This is a genomic window from Acaryochloris thomasi RCC1774, assembly GCF_003231495.1.
GTDB lineage: Bacteria > Cyanobacteriota > Cyanobacteriia > Thermosynechococcales > Thermosynechococcaceae > RCC1774.
On sequence record NZ_PQWO01000041.1, the window covers coordinates 1 to 20,970 of the forward strand.

At 50.0% G+C, this 20,970-nt stretch carries 16 protein-coding genes and 2 pseudogenes; 5 read left to right on the forward strand and 13 right to left on the reverse strand.

Features of this window, described 5'->3' with window-relative positions:
- Positions 1–202: 202 nt before the first annotated feature.
- The 8 genes from C1752_RS26705 to C1752_RS26740 form a co-directional block, all read right to left on the reverse strand.
- On the reverse strand, positions 203–1,123 hold the full coding sequence (locus C1752_RS26705; RefSeq protein ID WP_110989090.1) for a cation diffusion facilitator family transporter: 921 nt from the start codon (positions 1,121–1,123) through the stop codon (positions 203–205).
- A gap of 20 nt (positions 1,124–1,143) precedes the next feature.
- Entirely contained in the window at positions 1,144–2,331 is a 1,188-nt protein-coding gene (locus tag C1752_RS26710) for a 5-(carboxyamino)imidazole ribonucleotide synthase (protein ID WP_110989091.1), read from the reverse strand.
- 23 nt (positions 2,332–2,354) lie between these two features.
- Positions 2,355–2,768 carry an SH3 domain-containing protein gene (locus C1752_RS26715; protein WP_110989092.1) on the reverse strand — a complete coding sequence of 138 codons (414 nt, stop codon included), beginning with the start codon at positions 2,766–2,768 and terminating at the stop codon, positions 2,355–2,357.
- A 33-nt stretch (positions 2,769–2,801) separates the two neighbouring features.
- Complete coding sequence (locus C1752_RS26720) at positions 2,802–4,325, reverse strand: Ycf46 family AAA ATPase (RefSeq protein WP_110989093.1); 1,524 nt, start codon at positions 4,323–4,325, stop codon at positions 2,802–2,804.
- Positions 4,326–4,463: 138 nt separating this feature from the next.
- The gene (locus C1752_RS26725) at positions 4,464–7,721 is read right to left on the reverse strand and encodes a GEVED domain-containing protein (RefSeq protein WP_110989094.1); all 3,258 of its coding nucleotides are present in this window, start codon (positions 7,719–7,721) and stop codon (positions 4,464–4,466) included.
- Between the two features lie 53 nt (positions 7,722–7,774).
- Complete coding sequence (locus C1752_RS26730) at positions 7,775–10,444, reverse strand: GEVED domain-containing protein (RefSeq protein ID WP_110989095.1); 2,670 nt, start codon at positions 10,442–10,444, stop codon at positions 7,775–7,777.
- Between the two features lie 1,299 nt (positions 10,445–11,743).
- The gene (locus C1752_RS26735; RefSeq protein WP_110989096.1) at positions 11,744–14,143 is read right to left on the reverse strand and encodes a DUF11 domain-containing protein; all 2,400 of its coding nucleotides are present in this window, start codon (positions 14,141–14,143) and stop codon (positions 11,744–11,746) included.
- A 566-nt stretch (positions 14,144–14,709) separates the two neighbouring features.
- Positions 14,710–15,084 (reverse strand): hypothetical protein, encoded by a 375-nt coding sequence (locus C1752_RS26740; protein WP_110989097.1) that lies wholly within the window; start codon positions 15,082–15,084, stop codon positions 14,710–14,712.
- A gap of 316 nt (positions 15,085–15,400) precedes the next feature.
- On the opposite strand from C1752_RS26740, the pseudogene C1752_RS26745 reads away from it, so the two are divergent.
- A pseudogene (locus C1752_RS26745) lies at positions 15,401–15,998 on the forward strand (Tn3 family transposase); the annotation flags it as partial.
- A gap of 138 nt (positions 15,999–16,136) precedes the next feature.
- Positions 16,137–16,679 (forward strand): annotated as a pseudogene (locus C1752_RS26750) (ISKra4 family transposase); the annotation flags it as partial.
- A 21-nt stretch (positions 16,680–16,700) separates the two neighbouring features.
- Here C1752_RS26750 and C1752_RS28760 read toward each other — a convergent pair.
- The gene (locus C1752_RS28760; protein ID WP_158535242.1) at positions 16,701–16,853 is read right to left on the reverse strand and encodes a hypothetical protein; all 153 of its coding nucleotides are present in this window, start codon (positions 16,851–16,853) and stop codon (positions 16,701–16,703) included.
- Positions 16,854–17,329: 476 nt separating this feature from the next.
- On the opposite strand from C1752_RS28760, the gene C1752_RS26755 reads away from it, so the two are divergent.
- Complete coding sequence (locus tag C1752_RS26755) at positions 17,330–17,950, forward strand: hypothetical protein (RefSeq protein ID WP_146242460.1); 621 nt, start codon at positions 17,330–17,332, stop codon at positions 17,948–17,950.
- 200 nt (positions 17,951–18,150) lie between these two features.
- Here the strand turns inward: C1752_RS26755 and C1752_RS28180 are convergent, their stop codons facing one another.
- Positions 18,151–18,366: a hypothetical protein gene (locus tag C1752_RS28180; RefSeq protein WP_146242461.1), complete on the reverse strand. Its 216-nt coding sequence runs from the start codon at positions 18,364–18,366 to the stop codon at positions 18,151–18,153.
- Positions 18,367–18,381: 15 nt separating this feature from the next.
- Entirely contained in the window at positions 18,382–18,783 is a 402-nt protein-coding gene (locus C1752_RS26760; protein ID WP_110989099.1) for a hypothetical protein, read from the reverse strand.
- Positions 18,784–18,958: 175 nt separating this feature from the next.
- On the opposite strand from C1752_RS26760, the gene C1752_RS26765 reads away from it, so the two are divergent.
- Entirely contained in the window at positions 18,959–19,522 is a 564-nt protein-coding gene (locus C1752_RS26765) for a hypothetical protein (RefSeq protein WP_110989100.1), read from the forward strand.
- 61 nt (positions 19,523–19,583) lie between these two features.
- A complete protein-coding gene (locus C1752_RS28185; RefSeq protein WP_146242462.1) occupies positions 19,584–19,826 on the forward strand; it encodes a hypothetical protein in 243 nt (80 codons plus the stop codon).
- Between the two features lie 121 nt (positions 19,827–19,947).
- Here C1752_RS28185 and C1752_RS26770 read toward each other — a convergent pair whose 3' ends face one another.
- The gene (locus C1752_RS26770; RefSeq protein ID WP_110989101.1) at positions 19,948–20,550 is read right to left on the reverse strand and encodes a sulfotransferase family protein; all 603 of its coding nucleotides are present in this window, start codon (positions 20,548–20,550) and stop codon (positions 19,948–19,950) included.
- 91 nt (positions 20,551–20,641) lie between these two features.
- Positions 20,642–20,830, reverse strand: a complete 189-nt coding sequence (locus tag C1752_RS30405) for a helix-turn-helix transcriptional regulator (protein WP_315865279.1) — start codon at positions 20,828–20,830, stop codon at positions 20,642–20,644.
- Positions 20,831–20,970: the final 140 nt, after the last annotated feature.

The window sequence follows — 20,970 nt, forward strand, 5'->3', positions numbered from 1 at the left end:
TCAATGACACCGGCTACTAAGCCTAGATGGTCCAACGTTTCGACCTGAAGTTCTGACATCTGGAAAAACTCTATGAAGCTTGCACTGCTTCATTATCCGAAATTTACACTACCTGCGGAATGTAGGTTTAAATGCTGTGACGTTCATTGTTCTATGTATATAGTCTGGATCAGCCGCAGCATCAGGATTTTAGTGGGATAACTCAGCCCAGAGACTGATGATGGATGCGATCGCGTTCTTCATCTGCCCAAGAGGCCGGATCTTCAATGGGTTCTAGATGTGTCATCACATCTGTCCCTGGTAGCTCTTGGTTAATGTGAATCTCCAGCTCATCACAAAGCTCATGGCCCTGCTGCACTGTCCAGTTCCCCGGCACCAAAACATGGAGGGCGACGAAGTTGCGCGCCCCCGCCACCCGCGTTCGCAATGCATGAAACTGAATGCCTCGTTCTTTATAGGTGGCTAAGGTCTCATGAATAATCGCCTGCTCCGTTTCGGGTAACGCTGTATCCATTAAGCCCGAAAACGTCTCGCGCAAAAGATGAATGCCGACCCAGGCAATATGAATTGCCACCAGTAACGCAATCAAGGGGTCCAAAATTAGCCACCCGGTTAGCTTTGCGAGTACCAGTCCGATTACCACCCCGATCGATGTCCATACATCTGAAAGTAGGTGATGACCGTCAGCCCGCAACGAAATAGACCGCAGCCGCCGACCGGCCCGCAGCAGCGTTACTGCCACGCCACCATTGATGGCTGCTGCGATCAGCGAGAGAACCAAGCCCCACTCCACCCGAGTGACCGGTTGAGGATTTAGCAAGCGCTGGGATGCGGCTACCGCAATACTGATGGCGGCGAGTACGATCAGCGCTCCCTCTAGAGCGCTAGAAAAATATTCCGCCTTGGAGTGGCCGAAGGTATGTTCGCTGTCTGGGGGCTGAGCGGCTAAATTCAAGGCCCAAAAGGCGACCACTGCAGCAATGAGGTTAACGCTTGATTCAGCAACGTCAGAGAATAGGCCCACTGAACCCGTGAGTAAGTAGGCCCAAAACTTTAGCCCCATGGTCACGAGGGCAGCAGCGATGGAAAGCTTGATATAGTTGCGGGCAACCAGACTGCTCATAGAACTTGAGAATGTCGGCGTTAAGGACGATACCAGAGATTCGCAATCCGCTTGGCTGTTGTCAGCGCCTGCTGTCGATCGGGGTTGTCTAACAGAGCGGTGACGTGGCCCAACTTCCGGCCTGGATGGGCCTTAGCCTTACCATACCAGTGAACAAAAGTATTGGGGAAGGTCGCCATCATCTCTCGTTTTTGGCCGTAGTCATACTCAGCCACTTCATAGCCCAAGAGATTGATCATGATCGCCCCTGGTGCCGTTAAGCTAGTGTCTCCTAAAGGCAGCCCGCTAACGGCCCGCAAATGCTGCTCAAACTGTGACGTTGCGCAGGCATCAAGCGTGAGATGCCCGGAATTATGGGTACGGGGGGCGATCTCATTGACGAGAATCTGGCCGTCGGGGGTTAAGAAGAGTTCAATCCCGAAGATCCCTACCGCCTCTAGATCATTGAGGAGTGTGGTGGCTGCATTTTCGATCTGCTGTTGGGTCTCGGAAGCCAGGGCCACCGGAGCCATTGCCCAGTGACAGACCTGATGATGCTGATAGGTTTCGATCACCGGATAAAGAGCTACCTCGCCCGTGATCGAGCGAGCCGCAACAATCGCCAGCTCTCGCTCGAAGGGAATAAATGCTTCAGCCATGAAGGCTTCAGGACTGGGGGGCGTTGGAAAGTCATTCCAGAAAGCCTGAAGCTGCACGGCATCATGCAAAATAAACGTGCCCTGGCCGTCGTAACCGTGGCGACGCGACTTCACCACCAGCGGAAAGTCGAGGGTGCTGATATCAGTGCTGGGCCCAATCGTCGTAAAGGCCGGGACGGGGAGGCCCAATTTTTGCAGATAGGTGCGCTGTTCATATTTATCCAGCAAAGGCTGCAGCGCGGTTAGGGCAGGCCGAAAGCAAATGCCTTGGGTCGCAAGCTGGCTGAGGGCTTCTAGATCGACAAATTCGTTTTCAAAGGTGATCACCTGGCAGTGTTGGGCCAGCTCGGCTGTGGCCTTCGCGTCATCGACCGCGGCAAAAACGGGGTGACCGGAGGGATGGGAAAAGTTTGCGATCGCAGGGTCTGTCTTGTTCGGTGTCTGCACCGATAGCTCAATGCCGAGGTCCGCAGCGGCTTTTGCCATCATCCAGGCCAGTTGTCCACCGCCGATGACGCCAACCCGTTGAACCGTTGCTGGATCCGCAACCGATGAATACACCGCAGCCATAGCTTTAACTTGAGTCTCTACACTTACTCGTCAGAACGACCTGACTCTACTCTCTCAATATTGTCGACGCCAATCCAGCCGACCAAGGATTGCGTTTTATCATCTTTCTCTATGTCTAGTTCTACCTTCTGCCATTTTTTATCGCTTGAGATATCAACAACCCTGAGGGGCTGGCGATAGTCTAAAACAGTTATGGCCTTGGCATCGGTGCTGGGAGCAGGCCGCAAAAACAGGCCGTTTTGATAGGAGACTGTTGCCTCATAGGCGGCAATTTTGGGCGTGACGGCGGCCTTGTCGTCATTGGGAAAAGTGGGCTTTGGTGGCGCTTTTGAAAACTGACTAAAGTAGAAGTAGCCTGCGATTGTCAACCCCCCTGCAATGAATGCCAACCCTAAGAACACACCGAGAATCAGTTGGGCGAGTTTTGACCAGTTCATAGAGTTCGGACAGGAGCAGACATTGAGCAGGCGCTAGTCAGGCTGCTGGAGCTGACGCTGAATACGCAAACTCAGTGTACTATGCTTGGACGCCAGCCGCGCTTTCCCTGATGCAGCCCATTCTTGCAGGAACTGCACCTGCTCCTGAGCCGTGCGCGCCAGCGGGATAATTTGGCTGGCTGATTCGAGAATATCGTCGGTGGTGAAGTCCCGGTTTTGACTGAAGCCCAGATGCATGGCTTCGATTAAACACTGCTCAATTTCAGCCCCAGAAAAATCGGGGGTTTCGTAGGCCAGCCGCTCTAAATCGTAGATTGATAAGTTATGGGGGCGCAGCCGCGATAGATGCACTGAAAAAATATCTTGACGCTCTTCGGTGGTGGGCAAGCCTACAAAAAAGACTTCATCAAAGCGGCCCTTCCGCAGGATTTCGGGAGGGAGGGACTGAATGTTGTTGGCGGTTGCCACCACAAATACGGGGGACTGCTTCTCTGCAAGCCAGGTAATAAAGGTGCCGAAGACGCGGCTTGTGGTACCCGAATCCCCCCGACCTTCAAAACCGGCAAAGGCTTTGTCAATTTCGTCAATCCAAAGGATGCAGGGGGCTAGGGCTTCGGCAAGCTGAATCATTTGCCGGGTCCGAGATTCGGATTCCCCGACGAGGCCCGCAAACAGACGCCCCACGTCTAGCCGCAAAAGAGGCAAGTGCCAGTGGTGGGAGATGGCCTTTGCGGTCAACGATTTCCCTGTGCCTTGAATGCCTGCCAATAGGAGGCCCCGAGGGTGTGGTAGGCCGTACTGTCGGGCTCGTTCTGAGAAAGCGCCGCCGCGTCGCAGTAGCCAGTCTTTGAGGTTGTCGAGTCCCCCAATGTCAGAGATGTTCTCTTTGGCGGGGTAGAAGTCTAGGATCTGGGTTTGCCGAATGGTCTGGCGCTTTTCTTCGAGGATCAGGTCTACATCGTCGGCGCTGACTTGGCCGTGGGTTGCGATCGCACGTGATAAAACCCGCCGAATCCGCTCCATCGAAAGCCCTTGGCAGGATCTGACGAGATCATCTAACGCCTTACCTTCAAGACGGCTGTTCGTAGCCGTTAAAAGCTGCTCGACCTCTTTCCCGATTTCCGCCGCATTGGGCAACGGGAAGTCGAGGACATTGAGCGCTTCACTCAGATCGGTGGGAATGACTAGCTCACTGGAAAGCAGCACAATGTTTTTCGGCTGGGACTTCAGCTCTCGGGCGAGGTTACGCAGCTTGCGAGACACTGCAACATCATCGAGAAAGCGATGGAAGTCCCGCAGGATAAAAATGGCGGGGGCGCTAGTCGGGAGCTTATTGATCAGATCGAGGGCTTGTAAAGGATTGCGTCGGGCAAAACCGTCATCGGTGGGGTTGCCCTGGTAGCCATCGACAAAATCCCAGGTGTAAATAGCGCGATTGCCCTGTTTTTTGGCGGAGGTTGCGATCGCAACCTCCGCCCGCTCTTCTTCTTGGGTCGGAATATAAATCAGCGGATATCTGGCCCGCAACAGGAGTTCAAAATCTTCACTAAAGCCCATACTGATTTACCGACCGTGAGAGGGTGTCAGTATTCTACAATTTTCCCTACGACAGCGGATTGAGCATTTCGCCGCACAATGGCGGTCATTGCGGGCTTTAAGCGTCAAGTCCCGCGTTCTTGAGATTTATTACCGCTCTTATTTGACAACGGCCCGGAAGCGGATGAGGCCAAAGGAATCGTTAGGGGTACCTGGGCTGTTGGCATGGGGGATCGTCCCAAGATTGACGACCACTGCGCCATTATCTTCAGATTGATTGGGCACGTTACTGCAGACATCTGGCAGTACTGCTCCTGGCGGGAAGAACTGCGCGGTATCGCCATCATTATCGTTAGAGAAGGAGAATGTATCGCCGTCGTACTCCACAAGAATGCCGCGATTGGCACCCGCGCCGCCCCCGGGTGCTGGCGTGACTGCATTGAAGGTATCGGGGACAAAGGTTTGGGAATTGGGGATGCGATCGCAAAACTGCACATCCTCTGCATCTTGGCTTCCATCCGAAAGAAAATAGATTGTATATTCAACCTCATCGCCGGGCTGGGTTTCACCCCCATTCGTCTGCCCTCTCAAAAAGCCGCTAGTGTTGCTGTTAGGGGTATTGGGCCAGTTCTCTGTATCAATCGGGTTCGGCGCTGGATTGTCTAAATCATTGTCATCATAGGGATAGTCAGGGGCATTGACGTATACATCAAGGTCAGTGCTGCCATTGGTCGTTTGACCATTAACGCGGGTGATTCGCTTCACCAGCAGCAGATTGGGATCATTCGCGGCCGCTGCTGTAATAGTGACTCCATAATCTTCCACCTCGCCATCAAGGGCAGAACCCACCGATGCATCATCGCGATTGGTCGTGTCGGCACTTGAATCAAGATCTTCTGTCGTCACTCTGACGCGAACATAACTTGCACCTGCGGTGATATCAGGACCAGAGCTACCGATATTGCTCCAGCTTAAATTCACTGGGGCATTCGTACTGTTGGCCGCAACGGTCGCGTCAGCCGCTCGTTCGTCCTCGTCAAATTCGCCATCCCGATCAAAGTCGATCCAGGCGTAGACGTTCGCAGGCACGTTGTTGGTGTTGTTGACAGTCGTTGTCAAGCTATAGCTGGTGTCTGTCTGCTCAAGGACAGGGAAAGTGGTAATGCCATCTTCATCGTCCACTGCCGGAGTATTGACTGCGTCATCACCGTTGGCTGCAGCTGAACTCTGGGGAGCGGCTTCAGCATCAGGTCGGGTCGCGCCCAAGTGCAGAGTGCTAGAAATGGTGTGCTGGGCGGGAGTATCACTGCTGTTTAGGGTGCCATCCCCTGTTGTGTCGTCATAAGTGAGCGGGGCATCGCCATAGTCAGGATCGGCACAATACTCAATTGAAAGAAAGCCCAGGGTAACGTTCCCACCGTTGTTATCTTCTTTGCCCGTGACCACCCTAATCTCATCGATGGGGCCAGGGATGGATAGGTTGTAGGTATTGGTGATTACGCCCGGATCGTTGTCCTGATTTTGGCTCACGACCGTATCACTTTGGCCATCCCCATCCTCATCTCTGAACGACATGCCGGTACTTAAATTACTGAAGTTTGCCGCCGTGATCTGCACCGGAACGCCTCGAAGCGTGGCGATGATATAGGTGCCATCGTCATTGTTCAAGCCACCTGCCACCATCGCAAAGTCAGTGACGGGGGTGGGGAAGGAAAAAACGTACGTCGCCTGATTATTGGTGTTGAGAAAGCTATTGGAATTGTTGCTCTGGACAAACAGGTGAGGGCCAAAGCCAGGAGCCGGATCGTTTTGGACCTGGATGCCGGCGTTAAAGGCCGCACTGCCACTCAGCTCGGTATTGAAGCTGAGGCTGCCGTTGTTAAATGTGAGCGGCGTTGGGAGCGGTATTGTGGAGCCTTGCAGGGCTTGGTTGAGCGGGAAGTTGGCGCTATTGAAGGTTGTGTTTGCCTGTGCAATACAAGCCGGACCCACGGGGGTAGAGGCCGCTGCGATCGCAACTGCATAGTCTTCCACCTCACCATCGCTGGCGGCCCCCACTGAGGCATCATCTTGATTCGTCGTCTCGTTCGTATTCACATCAAGGTCATCTTGGGTGACCCGGACGCGCACATAGCTGGCTCCGTCCTGGATATCGAGACCGTTGCTGCCAATACTGCTCCATTTCAGCTTCACTGTGCCGTTCGTATTGCTGGGCACCTGACCACTGCCGTCGAGAGCAATTGTGTCACTGTCAACCGTCGCCCGTTCATCTTCATCGAACTGGCCATCGCGATCAAAGTCGATCCAGGCAAAGACATTGGCCGGATTGCTGCTGCCGTTGTTGATGGTAGCCGTCAGGCTATAGGCCGTCGTTGTCTCATCGAGAGCTGGGAATGAGGTCACTCCATCTTCATCATCTGTGCCGTTATTATCATCGCCATCGGCCCCAGGCCCCGGCTGAGTATCGGCTTCACCGTCAGGCGCAACGCTGCCGAGATAGAGGGCTGTGACTTCGTGGCTGGCATCGCCATAGGTGTCAGGGGCGTCGCCAAAATCGATGGTTTCGTTCACCGTGGCCTGTTGGCTGGCACTTGCTTCTTGACGATGGTTTGTGGCATCGCCGTTGATGGGGTCGCCATTGGCATCGCCGTTGTCGGTACCAGAATTATCCTGTGTGTAAAGATCGCGATTGTTGCCGCCATCAACGAAGGGCTGGTTCTGCTGATCGGTGGGGGTGGTATCTCCTAACACAATGGTGACCTGATCGCCCATACTGGCGCTCGTGCTGACTTTGATCGGCACTCGCACCGTCAGAACACCACTTGCAGGGAGTGACCCACCGGTTAACCCAGGAATCGTCAGTGCTCCGGTGGTGGCTCCTGCTGTAGGGATGGTGACGGGGGAGCTGCTCAAATCTGTGGCTGCAGTGGAGCCAGCGCCATCGGGGTCAAAGCCAATAATTTCGATGTTTCCCTGCAGTGCCCCGTTGGTGACGGCAGAGGGGGCGCCCGGAATAAAGAATTGGGTAGGGTCATTGCCGATATTGGTGATGGTGTAGGTAAAGTACACGACATCACCGGGATTGATGACTCCATTCCCCTGCTGAGAACCCGCGCCTGATACATTGCTGGGGGCTTCAGTGGGTGTGGTGCTGCTAGAGACGGTGATGCCCGCAACCTCAGCGACTCGGACCACAACCTCATTGGATTCGATATTGGTGGTGGAACTGTCAACGGGATTTACGAAACTGCCGGTGGCTTGGTTCCTAATCACGGTGCCAGGAGCAGGGGGTGCGGCCAACACGGAGAGCGCGGGTAGCCAGTTGCCGCCGGTAAAGAGGACTGCCAACAGAAGTTTGAGGGGCAACGTCAATCGTTGGGTCTGTTTTCTTTTAGGGTGGGTGTGACGCTCAAACATAGTGGGTTCTCAAGGCGGGTAGGGAGCTAATAGAGAGGGGGCAGAGAAGGTGGCTATTGATTAATGGTGGTGGTGTAGCGAAAGAATCCGTAGGCATTATTCGGCTGTCCTTGCCCCGTAGAGCCAGGAAAAAGCGTTAGGTTCGGCAGGCCGGTATTGGCGGCCCCAGTGATGTCAAAGATGAGGGTGCCGTTGGCGTTGGCTCCCTGGAGGTTACAGGTGGCGGGGAGGGTAGTACCTCCCGCAACGAATTGGGTGCGATCCGCTGCATCATTGGCGGCGCTTAGATCAAGAGTGGCGCTGGTGCCCAGACGAACCTGTACGTCTGGGTCTGGGCCACCGTAGGCGGCTAGCTTGAGCGCTTCTTCGGGTTGGATGCGATCGCAAAATCGTACGCCCTCTGCCGCGGAACTACCGGTATTCAAAAAGTAGACGGTGTATTCAACATCATCTCCAGGCTGGACCGTACCGGCATCAATCTGGCCGACCAGATAATTCGCAGGCCAAAAGGGGTGGTTATCCGCGTCGGTGGATGTTCCCCCATCTTCCACATCGGTGAGCTGGGTGTTATTGATGGCCGTGATCCGCTTCACCAAAAGAACGTTAGGGTCGCTTACCTGATAGTCTTCGACTTCGCCATTACTGCCGCCACCGTTGAAGTCGCTTGTGGTTAACGGCGCGTCGTTGATGCGCAGGCGAGCATAATAGGTATCGCCTGCGGCCAATCCGCTTAAGTTTGTCCAGGTGAGTGTTGCTGTCGTGTCGTTATCTGCAACTGTGGCAACGACGCCTTCACTCGCTTGAAACGTTCCATCCTGATTAAAATCGATCCAACCGGCTAAATAGGCATCTTCGCCCGTTGTATTGGTCACCCTGACCGTTGCGCTATAGCTCGTTGAATTGCCAATAAAATTAACCCCCTCTTCGTCATCAGGGGCTGTGCCATTGTTATCATCGCCATCGGCATTACTGGTAGGCTGACCATCTGCCTCTAGATCAGGAGCAACCGTCCCTAGGTGGAGGTTTGCGCTAATGAGGTGACTGGCAGGAATACCCCCAACGGTAATATCTGTATCAGTGCCATAGGTATCAGGGGCATCACCAAAATCGTTATCGTCGGTGTCAGCAATGATCGTCTGCGTTTCTTGATCTTGAATGTTGCCAAAGACCCAAGTGTCGATGAAGTTGGTGTTGCCAATTCCGCCACTGCTGAAATTGCCCCAAGTATGGCGGCCTGCAGGCGTATTAGACAAAGCACCGACCAGATTGCGAGTACCAGCGATTGGACTGTCGTCCCAATGATTCAACACAGGTGTTCGGGGGTTAGAACCATTGGCGTCCCAAATGGCTAGGCCGTTATTGGTCCCTCCTCCACTTGTCTCTGCATCAAAAGCAACGAAGTGATACTCTCCCAGGCCAATACTCACTTGTGCGGGGTAGGTTCCTGATGGCAAGACAGCAGCATTGATGCCCCGCCCATCCCACTCGACAGCGTTAGCTCCTGCAGTGGCACTCCCAAATAAAACGCGATCGCCGTTATCAAAGCTTCTATTATCGTTGGTGTCAATGATGATTCTGTAAGTACCCGCAACGTCTAGATCAAATTGGAAGAAACCTGAATCTTGAACGTTGGTTGTTGAATTGGGAGAAATTGAATTATCTTGGCTGTTATTATCAAAAAATCGCAGATTAGTCAGATTCGGTGATGCTGGCTCTGGTAAGACCGGCAGTACGGCTGAACTTGAATTTGGTGGAGCCAAGTAGATCGGGAATTCTCTTGCAAAAGATGCACCGGAACTGCCTAATGCACTGGTACGGGAATTGGGTGGGTTAAGGCCAATGCTATTGGCCACGATCTCATGGCGCTGGGGGGCAAAGTTATTGAGATCGAGCTGCCAAATAAACTCTGTGTTAGGCCGTCCCCCCGGGGTTCTGATATAAAGGTCAGCGTCGTAACCCCCTGGTGCGAAGAAGGTGTTGCCTGCATTGAATGCCCAACTTGTGGCCCAAATTTGTCCATTATCTGCATTGGGATCGGGATTAACGGAGGCAGAGGAGGTAACGGTTATATCAAAGTAGGTAAAAACGTTGTTGCTACCACCACCGTTCCCTTGGCTAGTGTTAAACAAATTAATTTCATAGGTGCCTGCTTCCGACGCAATGAAACGAACGGGGGTCGTCAAATTGCCTACTGCACTATCAGGATTATCTTGGTTGTTGCAAAGCGTGGCTTGGGACGCAGTTTGTGCATTGCTCCCAGCTAAACGCCAAGCAGTGACAGCACTATCGAAGAAACCAGGTGACCCGGCTGCCACTTGGTTGTTGTAGTCAAGCGGTGCACCCGAAGGGCGAAACACTCGGATAGCAGTAGTGTCTGTTAAAGACCAACCGCAGAGAGAAACGTTGATAACGTCACCAGGGTTTTCTACATTGACTTGAATCCCTCTGTTGGTACCTTGAATAAAGCCGTTAGCAGCATTGTATTCAAACAGGAAAACGTTGAGTCCTTGGTCACCTCTGCCGAGCTGTTGAGAACCTTCACCCCAGGCAGGAATAGCTGAAGCTAATAAGATAATGGCTCCAAGACCAAGACTTGAAAGTGTAGAAGCAAGTCGCCCTCTGCTATTGGTCTGGGGCCGATCGTGAACAAGATTATAGCGATTATGATCTAACCCGACAATACTTTTACTATTCTGAAGGGTCTGCTTAAATAATGACTTCATTATGACCTGATAATTCAAGAATTGAGGGTTAGTTCCAAAGAGACAGTAATGCTGGCATTAGAGAATTATGTAGGTAATAAATTACCTATATATAGGAGGCTAAAATGCTATTTCAAAAGGGTCTTTGATGTTCTCGACTGTGGCTCAATGCCAAATGTTAGCCACTATGAACGTGCCCATTCTTGCTAGAGAATGGGTTTATCCCGTAGTGCTTAATCTGCAGCTTTATGCCAGCTACCGCCTTAATGCAAGGCAGCTTATTGCAGTTTGTCTGCTGCGAGTACGAGACTCTGCAGCCAAATCTGCACCCCCTGTATCTCTAGGACACCCAAATTGGGTCTCGAATTGATCGTAGGCAGCACTGATTATGACCGTCATCATGCTGATAACTATATTGAGTATCGCTATTTTGTGAGGAGTCGCAATCGTGAAAACTACCGATCTTTATCGGCGTTTCACCTATACGGCAAATGCTTGCCATACTCTACTGATTTCAACCTCCTTAAAACTACGGATCTTTTTGCCTTAACTGGCAAATTTAACCCGTGGGTCTACGGAGAGAAGCATGGTCTTGAGGGAAACTAGCAGGGGTAGTTGTAGTTCCCTCGTGACCTGTTCGTTTGCAATGGCCTGGGGCCTTACGGCCAAGATTTTGCGTTCTAGAGTCGTAGCGAACCAGCAGCATAGAAGTGGGAGATTTAATGCTTTGGTGTTGGAAGAGCGCTTTGAATCTTGTCCATAAATCTATACTGCTAGGGGAAGGGTTGCGATCGCATCCATGATCTCGTCTATTTTGTATAACTTGTCCAGCCACCGTAGAACTTTTTGATACAAGCTACCGCACCTTCGTCTAAGAGCGGATCATTCCCGAGAATATGGCAGAGCTACCCAGATTCTATTGTTTTCTCCATTGGTGAGAGGTTTAAACGTGGCATCCAACCAGCGTCACCATTATTTTGAGCATCAATGTTGTCACTGGTAATACTGGCAAGAAGGCGATCCGCGACTCTAATGGTGGTAGTCCTAACCTGATTCGATTCCACTACCGTGACGGTCGCCCCAGAAACCGCGTCTCCCTCCCCTGAAAGCTGCAAAAAGCTGCATTCATATCTGGACTCTCGACAACTGATAGCGTCTGGGCCACGGCAGGGAGCGCCCACGGACTCAGTTCACTGCTTAGAAGTAGAACTATACTCAACTGATGGGAACTAATATTTGGTAAAGGAAAGCTCTCTTGAGATGGAATGAGTCAAGCGACAATCCGTACTGCGTGTACTGGGTCGTCTTCAAATGCTGCCCCTATTTAACCTTGGCTCGAAAGCGGACCAAGCCGTAGGACGTCGCAGGATCACCTGAACTATTGGCCTTGGGCAAATTTCCCAGATTCACTACAATGGCCCCGTTATCTTCGGTTTGGGCTGCTGCACCATCGCAGGCAGAAGGCAGTGTTTCACCGGATGGATAAAACCGTGCGGTATCACCGTCATCATCATTTGAGTAGGATAGCGTGCTGCCGTTATACTCCACTAAAATGCCACGATTGGCACCGACCCCACCGCCAGTTGCAGCAGGCACAGAATTATAGGCATCTGAGACAAACGTCTGGAAATCTGGAACCTTGTCGCAGAGTTCAACATCTGATGCATCCACATCGCCAGTTGACAGGAAGTAGATGGTGTATTCCACTTCATCATCAGGGCGGGTTGTTCCCCCTTCACGGCCCCCGATCAGAAAAGTACTGCTAGTACTACCGGTGGTATTGGGCCAGTTTTCGGTATCAGGAGTGGGGAACTGCGCGTTTCCAGTCAGGCTGGGTTCCAGTGTGTTGTCATCGTAGGGATAATCTGCGTCTTCAACATAGGCCGCGAGATCGGTGCTGCCATTGGTTGCGGTGCCGTTGACTCGAGTGATGCGTTTGACCAGTAGCAAATTCGGATCTTGAGGCTCACTGACGATAACATCAGTGGGGTCGCTCTGAGCCGCTGTACCAGGATCATCACTCATACCGGAAAAGGGTATACCTGAGAACTCACCCCTGTAGTCAATATCAGCCTGATTAGAAATGGTGGTCGGGAAGCTAGAAATTCCTGAATCAACCCTAACTCTGAATTTCACCACAACCGTATCGTCCACAGCTCCAGGAACATTAGGATCATCAAAGGGGACAACGCCACCATTGAGAATACCAGCCCCAACTCCGGTTCTGAAGACAACACGGTTATTCGCGCTATCAAACTCAGCCCGATCATCATTAGGGGCATCTGAGGGGGCATCTGGAGTCGTAAACGTTGGGTCAGGATCTGTAATTATTTGTAGAGAGTCAGGCTCGTAAGTTGTGTTGGTAGGAATATCATCGGTCAGAATGGCATCAGTTGCATTATCGTTACCTGTATTTTGGTAAGTAATCGTATATTCCAGAACATCACCGGGAAAAACATCACCACCATTAATATCTGTAACCGTCTTAGTAAAGTTTTGGTCTAGTACAGGTTGAAAGACCTGAACGCTAAAGAAGAATGCAGTGGGATAGTAAACATCTCCCGTCGTCGTAAATTTTAGGTCAGCTGACGTTGCACCATTTGGAATAATAGGGTCACCACTGGTATCCAGTGCTTCAACAATATCTATATCCAGTGCCAAGAGATTAGAATAATCAGGATTTCGACTGATTGGGCCTAGTACTGGACCACCTGGAGTGGTAATAACGGAGGTATTTGTCTTGATCCCTATACCATATAGTGAGTTAGAGCTATTAAAAAAGTTGTTCGACGGATTATTGGCATCGGAGACAACCTGGTTATTGATCTGAAATTCATCTGGCTGGAAACGGACGTCACCTTCACTAATAAATGCTCCCATCGCGGCTTCAAAAGGACCAGCCTGTGGCGTTAAAAAGCCACTGATAGTGGCAGTTCGGTCAGTACCGCTAACAGGTAGGTACCCGTCAAAGATGGTCATGTTACGAAGAACTTCTGTATCATCTTCGTACACGACAATTAGGGTCCATCCACCATAACGATCTGTGCCTTTACCTGTTTGAATATTGGCTCCGAAGTATTCGCCGCTTCCGCCCTGCCGTACTAAGGTCGTAACGTCAGCAAAAGCGCTATAGCGAGTACTTGCAGCAGTACCGGAAGTATCTAGCTGCTCCGCAAGAACTGTCTGGTAAATGCCACCAGGCACCTTAAAGGACATCTGGCTGCGTGAAGCTGCACTTGGGGCTGTACTGCCACCTTGTCCACCCGCACTAGTGTCGCCAGTCCAGTAAAGTCCTGCCCAAACGATATTGAACCCAGAATTCGCGCTAGGGAATGTATAGGTCGATGATGAAGAGTTAAAGGTGGAAGCATCTCCATCAATGTCGATGTAGTCAATGAAGAAGTCATTATTGGCAGTGGCAGGTGTGACTGTAGCGTTACGGGCCGCTGCACAGTTTGCTGAGTTGAAGGCGCCTGGAGCCGTCGAGCAGGTCGTAACGGCATTACCGAAAATTGTGGTGCGACCTCTGGCTTGAACCTTAAGACGAGGAGTGTAGTTGCGAGTTTGGGCCTGTGCGGGTGCCATCACCGTGCCGAAGGCTGCGAAAGAGGTCAGGGCCACTCCAGCCAAATAACCGAGTGTTTTACGATGTTTGGTGGGTTTGAGTCTCTGCTTGATAAATTGAGACGTTTGCCTAAGAAATGGGGACGCAAATTTCATGGTTAAAAATCAAGAAAAAATTATCTTAGGACTAACAAAAAATATTTTCAAAAATATAACAACTGATGATTTATGAGAAAATAAAAGCTAAAGAATTGTTGCCCATATAGCTTCAGTATGATGTCGTCTAAGATTCTGCAAAAAATATTTCTTGCCTACTTATTATTCCCGTCTTAAGTCAAGATTCTCTTGATTTTTTGTATATCTTGTGGCTTTTATGTATGTTTTCTGTATGCTTTTGGTGCGATAAAATAAGCACCGGTGTGTTTAACGTTTTTAGTGCTTCTCCCAGTAATGGCCTGGGAGTAATCAGACAGAAATTTCTGATGCGCAACACGAAGTCCAGAGACACTAAGAATTTCACGAATACTTTTGCACATCGTCTAGGTGCAAACTCAGGTGCATTGTGGCCGTGATGATCGTTAGTGCGGTTCCTTTCAAGGCAAGAGCGAATGCTCTATATGGCCCTCACCTTTCTCCCCTCTCCCAACGTTGGGAGAGGGGAGAACGATCCTTGCGCTATTCTGTTACAGTTCCCTGCTCTTAACGTTGTTGCTGTTGGCGTCTTACTTCACTAGTGCTTGACCCTTATGGTTTTGGGCTGTCTGTTGAATGGCTTCTAGCTGAGTCCCGCCGACCGCATTAAACAATGAATCTGAGATCACAATTTGAGCTGGGGTACTCCTAACAGGAGCATTATTGGCTTCCGTGACCTTTAGCTCTGCGTTGTTAGATATTCTCTTTCGCACGCTCTGGTTGTCAGGAGCTTTAAAAGACATCGTGGCTTGACCTTGCATGATCGTTCCTGGAGGGGTTGAAGCCAGTAGCGGTCGAGCCTGAATTGCGGCGCTGCCCTCTACCAAAGCGATCGCTAGCAGGATATACAAGGGCTTGATCAGCTGTTTGTTGTTTTGGATGAAAGATGCAGAGGGCTTAGACATGGTAGTGAAGGACAAAGAGTTTATACAATAGAAGGCTTAAGCGCGGTCAAAGAGAGTAAAGAGTGTCTAGTTTGTGCCGGTTCTCTCTCAGTTCAGACTGCTTTGCAGATACTGGCTTTCTGAACGCTTGATCCAAATGTGGATGACTGATGGTTGCGATCGCATCTACGAACAGGCTTATTAACGTATAACTTCAGGCCTAAGCAGGCAATCATGAACGGGAGGCGTTTAGGTTTTGGCAACTGGTCATGGCTAGAGCAATTGGCTTTAGGGGACATTCTAAGGGTCCGTCTGTGAGCAAATGGCAAGCCGTGCAAAGTATGACTATCTGGAGCCTTTATTCAAGGGTGTCATTGACTGGAAGCTGATTGAGACCCATTGGCGAGACCTGATGCGGATGGTGCTCTCAATCAAGGCTGGAAAGGTTTTGCCCTCGACGTTGCTGCGGAAATTGAATAGCTACAGCAAGAAGAATCGACTTCATCAGGCGCTACGAGAGTTGGGGAGAGTCGGACGGACGATCTTCCTGCTCCGGTTCGTTTCCGAGCCTGCCGTTCGGCGGCAGATCACGGCCTGCACTAACATTGTTGAGACCTATCACCATCTCCTCGATTGGTTGCACTTTGGAAAGCATGGGGTGATCACGGAAAATGATCCTGATGAACAGGAGAAGCGGCTCAAGTCTTTGGACTTAGTGGCCAGTGCGGTGATTTTCCAGAATGCGGTGGATATGTCGTTGGCGGTGCAGCAGCTCAGTGCGGAGGGATATCCCAGACCGGGCGGCGTTGGCGACGGCGAGTCCCTATTTGGTGGGGCAGTTGAAGCGGTTTGGAGACTTCGTGGTGGACATGGAGACGGTGCCGGTTCCTTTTGAACAAGCCATTGAGCTGCCGCTCGACTTCGATGAAATCTAGATGGGGCAAGGCTTTTGGGAAGAATTTAGTATGATTGAATTGACTGGAAAACTTGGAAGTCTTGATTTCTGAAAGTCAAGCTGTGCATAGGTCCTGGAACCATCTTGCGCCTTATTACACGTATCTCGGTATGACCTCTACATGAATCCCCAGGCGGAACATCTACTCGATTGGTTTCATATCACCATGCGAATCACAGTGTTGGGGCGATACCTCAAGGGGGTGAAGCACCACGATGCTGACTAAGAGGAAGAGATGCCCCAACGCTTGGAAAGCATCAAGTGGTATTTGTGGCATGGCAATAGGTTCCAGGCCATGCAGCATATTGAGCTTCTGGAAATGGATGCCGAATGTCTAGAGATTGACTATCTCAAGTTGAGCAAGATGGCGAAGGCGATCCGAGAGTTTCGGGTCTATATTCAGAACAATCTGGACTTTATCGTCAATTATGGTGAGCGATACCGTTGTGGTGAAAGGATTTCAACAGGTTTTGTAGAGTCGGCGGTCAATCAGATTATCGCTAAGCGAATGGTTAAAAAGCAGCAAATGCGATGGACGCTTAAGGGCGCTCACCTACTGCTTCAGGTGAGGACTAAGGTGCTCGATCAGCGGTGGAAGGATGCGATCAAGCAGTGGTACCCAGACACTAATCAGGTTGAGGAAATACCTATGGCTGCGTGATTCCCCCGGTTTTGATCACTCTCAATTCCCCACCCTTAACGCCCAGGCTTCAGGTGTCCAACGTCCATGCACCGCTACTTCAGCAATGGTCTCCAACCGGCCTTCAGCTATCGCAAATCGGATTACATCAGCCCCGAGAGGAAATCCATCCCAGCTCAAGATCACTTTCGCCAAGAACCTGCTCGATGGTTCCTCCCTTGAGCTTGTTATCAAGAATGCGATTCCGAGAGTGGAAATTGCGCTTGAATGAATTGTCATGAAATCCACATCAGTTGAGAAAACATGAAGTTCAACCAAATTACTGAGATTGCATTATTGCTGATTGCAGTGTTCTGCTAGAAATCACGCCAGACCAATCGTTTCAGAGATTGGGTGGCGCATCATCATAGAGAGCAAAATCAAATGCACTTCACTATGTGAAGAACAATAGTCTCTAAAGTTAGAGCGGCTTCCTAAAATTTGACTGGCCGTCGAAGATTCGTACAGCCCTTACGATATTGTCGCTAACCATTTAAGAGGCTTAAATTACCTTCGCCTGTGTCGTTATTCTCTTGAGGGATGAAATGAGAAGTAAGCACGTATTGCCATATTTGAGTATAAGTTGTATCTCCGCAGTGATCTCTGTTACGGCCCCAGCTCAAGCTGTCTCCTTGAACGTTAAGTTTGAAACTGATTTTGAAACCAATCAGGGCATTGGAACAATTATTGAGCAAGGCGATCCTTCAGTAGCACAGATTTTTTCTTATGAAGAACGAAATACATTTTTCACCGCTGCTCCATTCGTAAATCCAAGTGATGACATGAGTCATTTCCATCTATTTAACTTTGTTGCTGCGCCTGAGACAAACACCGATCTACTTATAGGCGGAGACTCTGCTGGGCTTTCAATCACGTTTGGCAGCCCAACACCATCTGACTTCTTTGGCCTCGAAAATTTGGTTGTTCGGGAAGTTCGGGAGGGTAGCGATGTGGTCTTTGAGGGATTCAATGGTCAAGATTCGACAGGGACAGCTTTATTCAATGCAGGAACAACACCTGGATTCGTAGCCCTGGAGCCAGCAATTTTTGGGAACGTCAACCGCGTTGATGTGTATTATCCGGATGCAGGTTTAGGGGGTGAAGCCCCAGATGATGCAGGTATAATTTTTGATGATGTTCGGATTAATTCTGTCCCCGAGCCAGATGCAATTCTAGGCTCCGTAATCCTATGTATCGGTCTGTTCGTGAAAAGACGGTACTCAGTTAATAGCGTCGCTGCAAAATCTAAATAGACTGCAGGTACAGATGTAGTTCTGTTATCAACAGTTTGGACAGCTTTGGAGTCAGGCCGACATCCGCATAAAAAGACGCAAGATGATTCTATGACCTATATGCAGAGAGGCTTTTAGGAACCCAAGTCCTCGAGTTTTAAGCTCTTCAAATCACTCTAGGGTTTCTCTAAAAGCCTTTCTATAATTAGAGTTCATCTAGATCAATAGGAAGCTGAATCACCTGCTCTGTTTGAACAGGCACCCTCTCCATATGCCGCAACTTCCGCGATGGTCTCCGACCGGCCTTCGGCCATCGCAACAAATTCAGCACAGCGATCGCCTATAGGACCAGAAGGATGGATGGCGCAGACGAGGTGGCCGGTCAGGTAATGGTATCGGCAGTCAAAGCACTGGGGTAACTTGCAGAGTCCAGTCACAGTAACTGCTCTGATTTAGTTAAAGGTGGTAATCAGAGCATTAGCAATGGAGTTTCCAGCAATACTCGCAACGAAAAGAATAACGTAAAGATACAACCCACAAAGCGTGAAAACCAATTGCCAGCCACGCCTTGTTCTTAAAAAATAACGAGGAACACCGACAATTCCTAAAACTATTATCCAGACAACATCAGAGCCAGTAAATTTACTTCCTCGTGCAGCAGCATCAAAACGACACCAAAGAACGATGCAAGCAACAGACGCGACAAGCGAAATTATGCCGATATAAGCATAGGATCCTATATTGCCGATCAATGCAGAGAAAACTCCGTCAGCAACATTAGTTGCCACAAGTGCGAACATAGTGATTTGCCGACGCTTTAGATTGATAGGATCAAGCTGATTCTCTTGTAACATCTATGCTGTCATCCACTAATCTTTGCGCCCTCGAATATCAGAAAAAGGCTGCTTACTTCCATGCAACTGTAGCACTCAACATTGTCAAAGCATTGAGACAAATTGTGGAGAGTTAGCATTCAGACAAATCAAAGACTGTAATGAGAGAGGGGGCGTCATATTTAGATCAAGCACAATGCCTATTTCACCCCTACCCGCATCATTGCAGAAACTTACTGCAGATCTGACGTTAGCTCAGAGTGCCTACATCTACGACATTCGAGATCGACTGCTCTCTGCTGGTGATCGCATGGCAGAGCAGGGATTTAGCACCCGAACCATCTACGGCTTACGGAAAGACAACAAAACAGTCTATAAATCAAAGGTTTGTGCCGAGTTCGTCCCCGTTCTGAGAGGTGTCAATGTCCCCCGACTGCGGCTGAGGTTGCCCTATGCGAAACAGCGAGGCGGCGGGCCAGGGCGAACGTACAAAGATGAACCGATTAAAGGACTGTGCTGGGTTGAACTGAGGCACGAGAAAGAGGGGAATGATGTCTCAGACCTGTCGCTTCTTTTCAACCTCAGCAAATCTAGCCGCTGGAGCTATGCCATAAATGTTGAGGAGTATTCCGCTTTCTGCCAGAATTTGACCGGAACAGACAGAGCGTGGACATCTCTCACAGACCTACTGGAACTAGCTTTAAATGAATGGAAATTGCTCTGTTACTCCAAGACCACGGCTACAAAATGGTGTGAGTAGATGAGCAAGCCATCGTAAAACTAGCTATCTTGAAAATCAGCAGTTAAAACAGAGCCAACCGATGCCTCTCGAAACTGACAAGCTGCGTGGCAACTCCTTACCTAGTAAACCAGATGGCATCTCCCGTTGTGGAATGTCGATAGCAAAATACGCCCAGCACCGGGACACTTTGCGATGGTATGAGCTGTCGAGTACTGGTGATATCATCGGCTCTCCACTACAGCTAGATTTCTACACCCAAGTCGATACATCAGGACCACAAAAGCGATCGCAACCCGCCAAAAAGCAGTTAGCTAAAACTTGAGGAAAGCGTCACAAATCTACCTGTTTACATAGGATTCTCGATTAGGCCATCAAAGAAGGTAGCTTTACCTCCAGACCTTTTAGTGTCGGTAGCTGTTGCTTGAGTTAACAGCACTCGTCGTTTAGCTATCAGTACCAAATTCTTGAACAAAGTCTTGCATTGAATTCAGATGCGGAAATGGTTCTTCTGGAATTGCCAGCCCAAGAGAACGACATAGTGGCTCCCAACCTTCACTGGGTTGCCATTCAAGTAACCTGTTTCCTAAATTAGATTTCCGAACCCGTTCATTATGTTGATTGAAAGCCGCAATACACGCTGAGCGATTTGTTATGGCTGAGGTAAATCTATTGCTAAATAGTTCATCCGCCATGACGCGCCACTCACCTGATGATTCTTCCGTATAACGGAAAATAGTTGACCTAGCACTTTCCCACCATGAATCAGCGTCCCGATACGAAAGAATGACAAGACTATCAGTGTAGATACTGCTCAATTCAAACCAAAAAGCACTTGAAGGCCAGTCAACCGTGGCAATATATCCGTCAAAAATGGTAGACCAGTCAACCCCTTTTCCCTGTGCTGCAGCATGCCACAATGAAATATGTTCTGGGTGAGACAATACCTCGTCCATATGATAACAGGGGCCACCTAAGAGCTTCTCAAGCGCTAATTTGAGTGATGTTGTTCCAGTTCGACCAAGACCTGCACCAATAACTTTCAGCATTAGTAAAAAGTGTCATTTCAATTCTCCTTGGCCAATCCTAGAAGGTAGGTAACCTCACGTCTTGCACGTTTTTCTGAAATTTGGCACGTTCTTACGATCGAGCTAGAAATTGTTTGGGTGTGACACCCACCTGACGTTTAAAGTGTCGGGTGAAATGACTTTGGTGGGAAAACCCCATTGCATATGCAGCGTCAGAGATCGCCATCTTCTCCTTGACGAGCAGGCCCTTAGCACACTCTATCCGTTGGTGTATGACGTACTGATGAGGGGTAAGTCCTATTGCCTGCTTGAATTAAGGATCGAGGAATAAATAATATCCAGAACCTCAATGGAAGAATGATAGTCTGAGCATCCTCCCCTATTTGGTTTGAGATGAATCCTTACACAGTGAATATTGAGCAGCAAATGCAACGGCTCTAC

What these genes read in the sequence shown, in the direction of transcription:
- C1752_RS26730 (WP_110989095.1), bottom strand. Translation starts at nt 10,444, where the DNA reads ATGAAGTCATTATTTAAGCAGACCCTTCAGAATAGTAAAAGTATTGTC.
- C1752_RS26760 (WP_110989099.1), bottom strand. Translation starts at nt 18,783, where the DNA reads ATGTTACAAGAGAATCAGCTTGATCCTATCAATCTAAAGCGTCGGCAA.
- C1752_RS26770 (WP_110989101.1), bottom strand. Translation starts at nt 20,550, where the DNA reads ATGCTGAAAGTTATTGGTGCAGGTCTTGGTCGAACTGGAACAACATCA.
- C1752_RS26740 (WP_110989097.1), bottom strand. Translation starts at nt 15,084, where the DNA reads ATGTCTAAGCCCTCTGCATCTTTCATCCAAAACAACAAACAGCTGATC.
- C1752_RS26725 (WP_110989094.1), bottom strand. Translation starts at nt 7,721, where the DNA reads ATGTTTGAGCGTCACACCCACCCTAAAAGAAAACAGACCCAACGATTG.
- C1752_RS26720 (WP_110989093.1), bottom strand. Translation starts at nt 4,325, where the DNA reads ATGGGCTTTAGTGAAGATTTTGAACTCCTGTTGCGGGCCAGATATCCG.
- C1752_RS26765 (WP_110989100.1), top strand. Translation starts at nt 18,959, where the DNA reads ATGCCTATTTCACCCCTACCCGCATCATTGCAGAAACTTACTGCAGAT.
- C1752_RS26735 (WP_110989096.1), bottom strand. Translation starts at nt 14,143, where the DNA reads ATGAAATTTGCGTCCCCATTTCTTAGGCAAACGTCTCAATTTATCAAG.
- C1752_RS26715 (WP_110989092.1), bottom strand. Translation starts at nt 2,768, where the DNA reads ATGAACTGGTCAAAACTCGCCCAACTGATTCTCGGTGTGTTCTTAGGG.
- C1752_RS28185 (WP_146242462.1), top strand. Translation starts at nt 19,584, where the DNA reads ATGCCTCTCGAAACTGACAAGCTGCGTGGCAACTCCTTACCTAGTAAA.
- C1752_RS26710 (WP_110989091.1), bottom strand. Translation starts at nt 2,331, where the DNA reads ATGGCTGCGGTGTATTCATCGGTTGCGGATCCAGCAACGGTTCAACGG.
- C1752_RS26705 (WP_110989090.1), bottom strand. Translation starts at nt 1,123, where the DNA reads ATGAGCAGTCTGGTTGCCCGCAACTATATCAAGCTTTCCATCGCTGCT.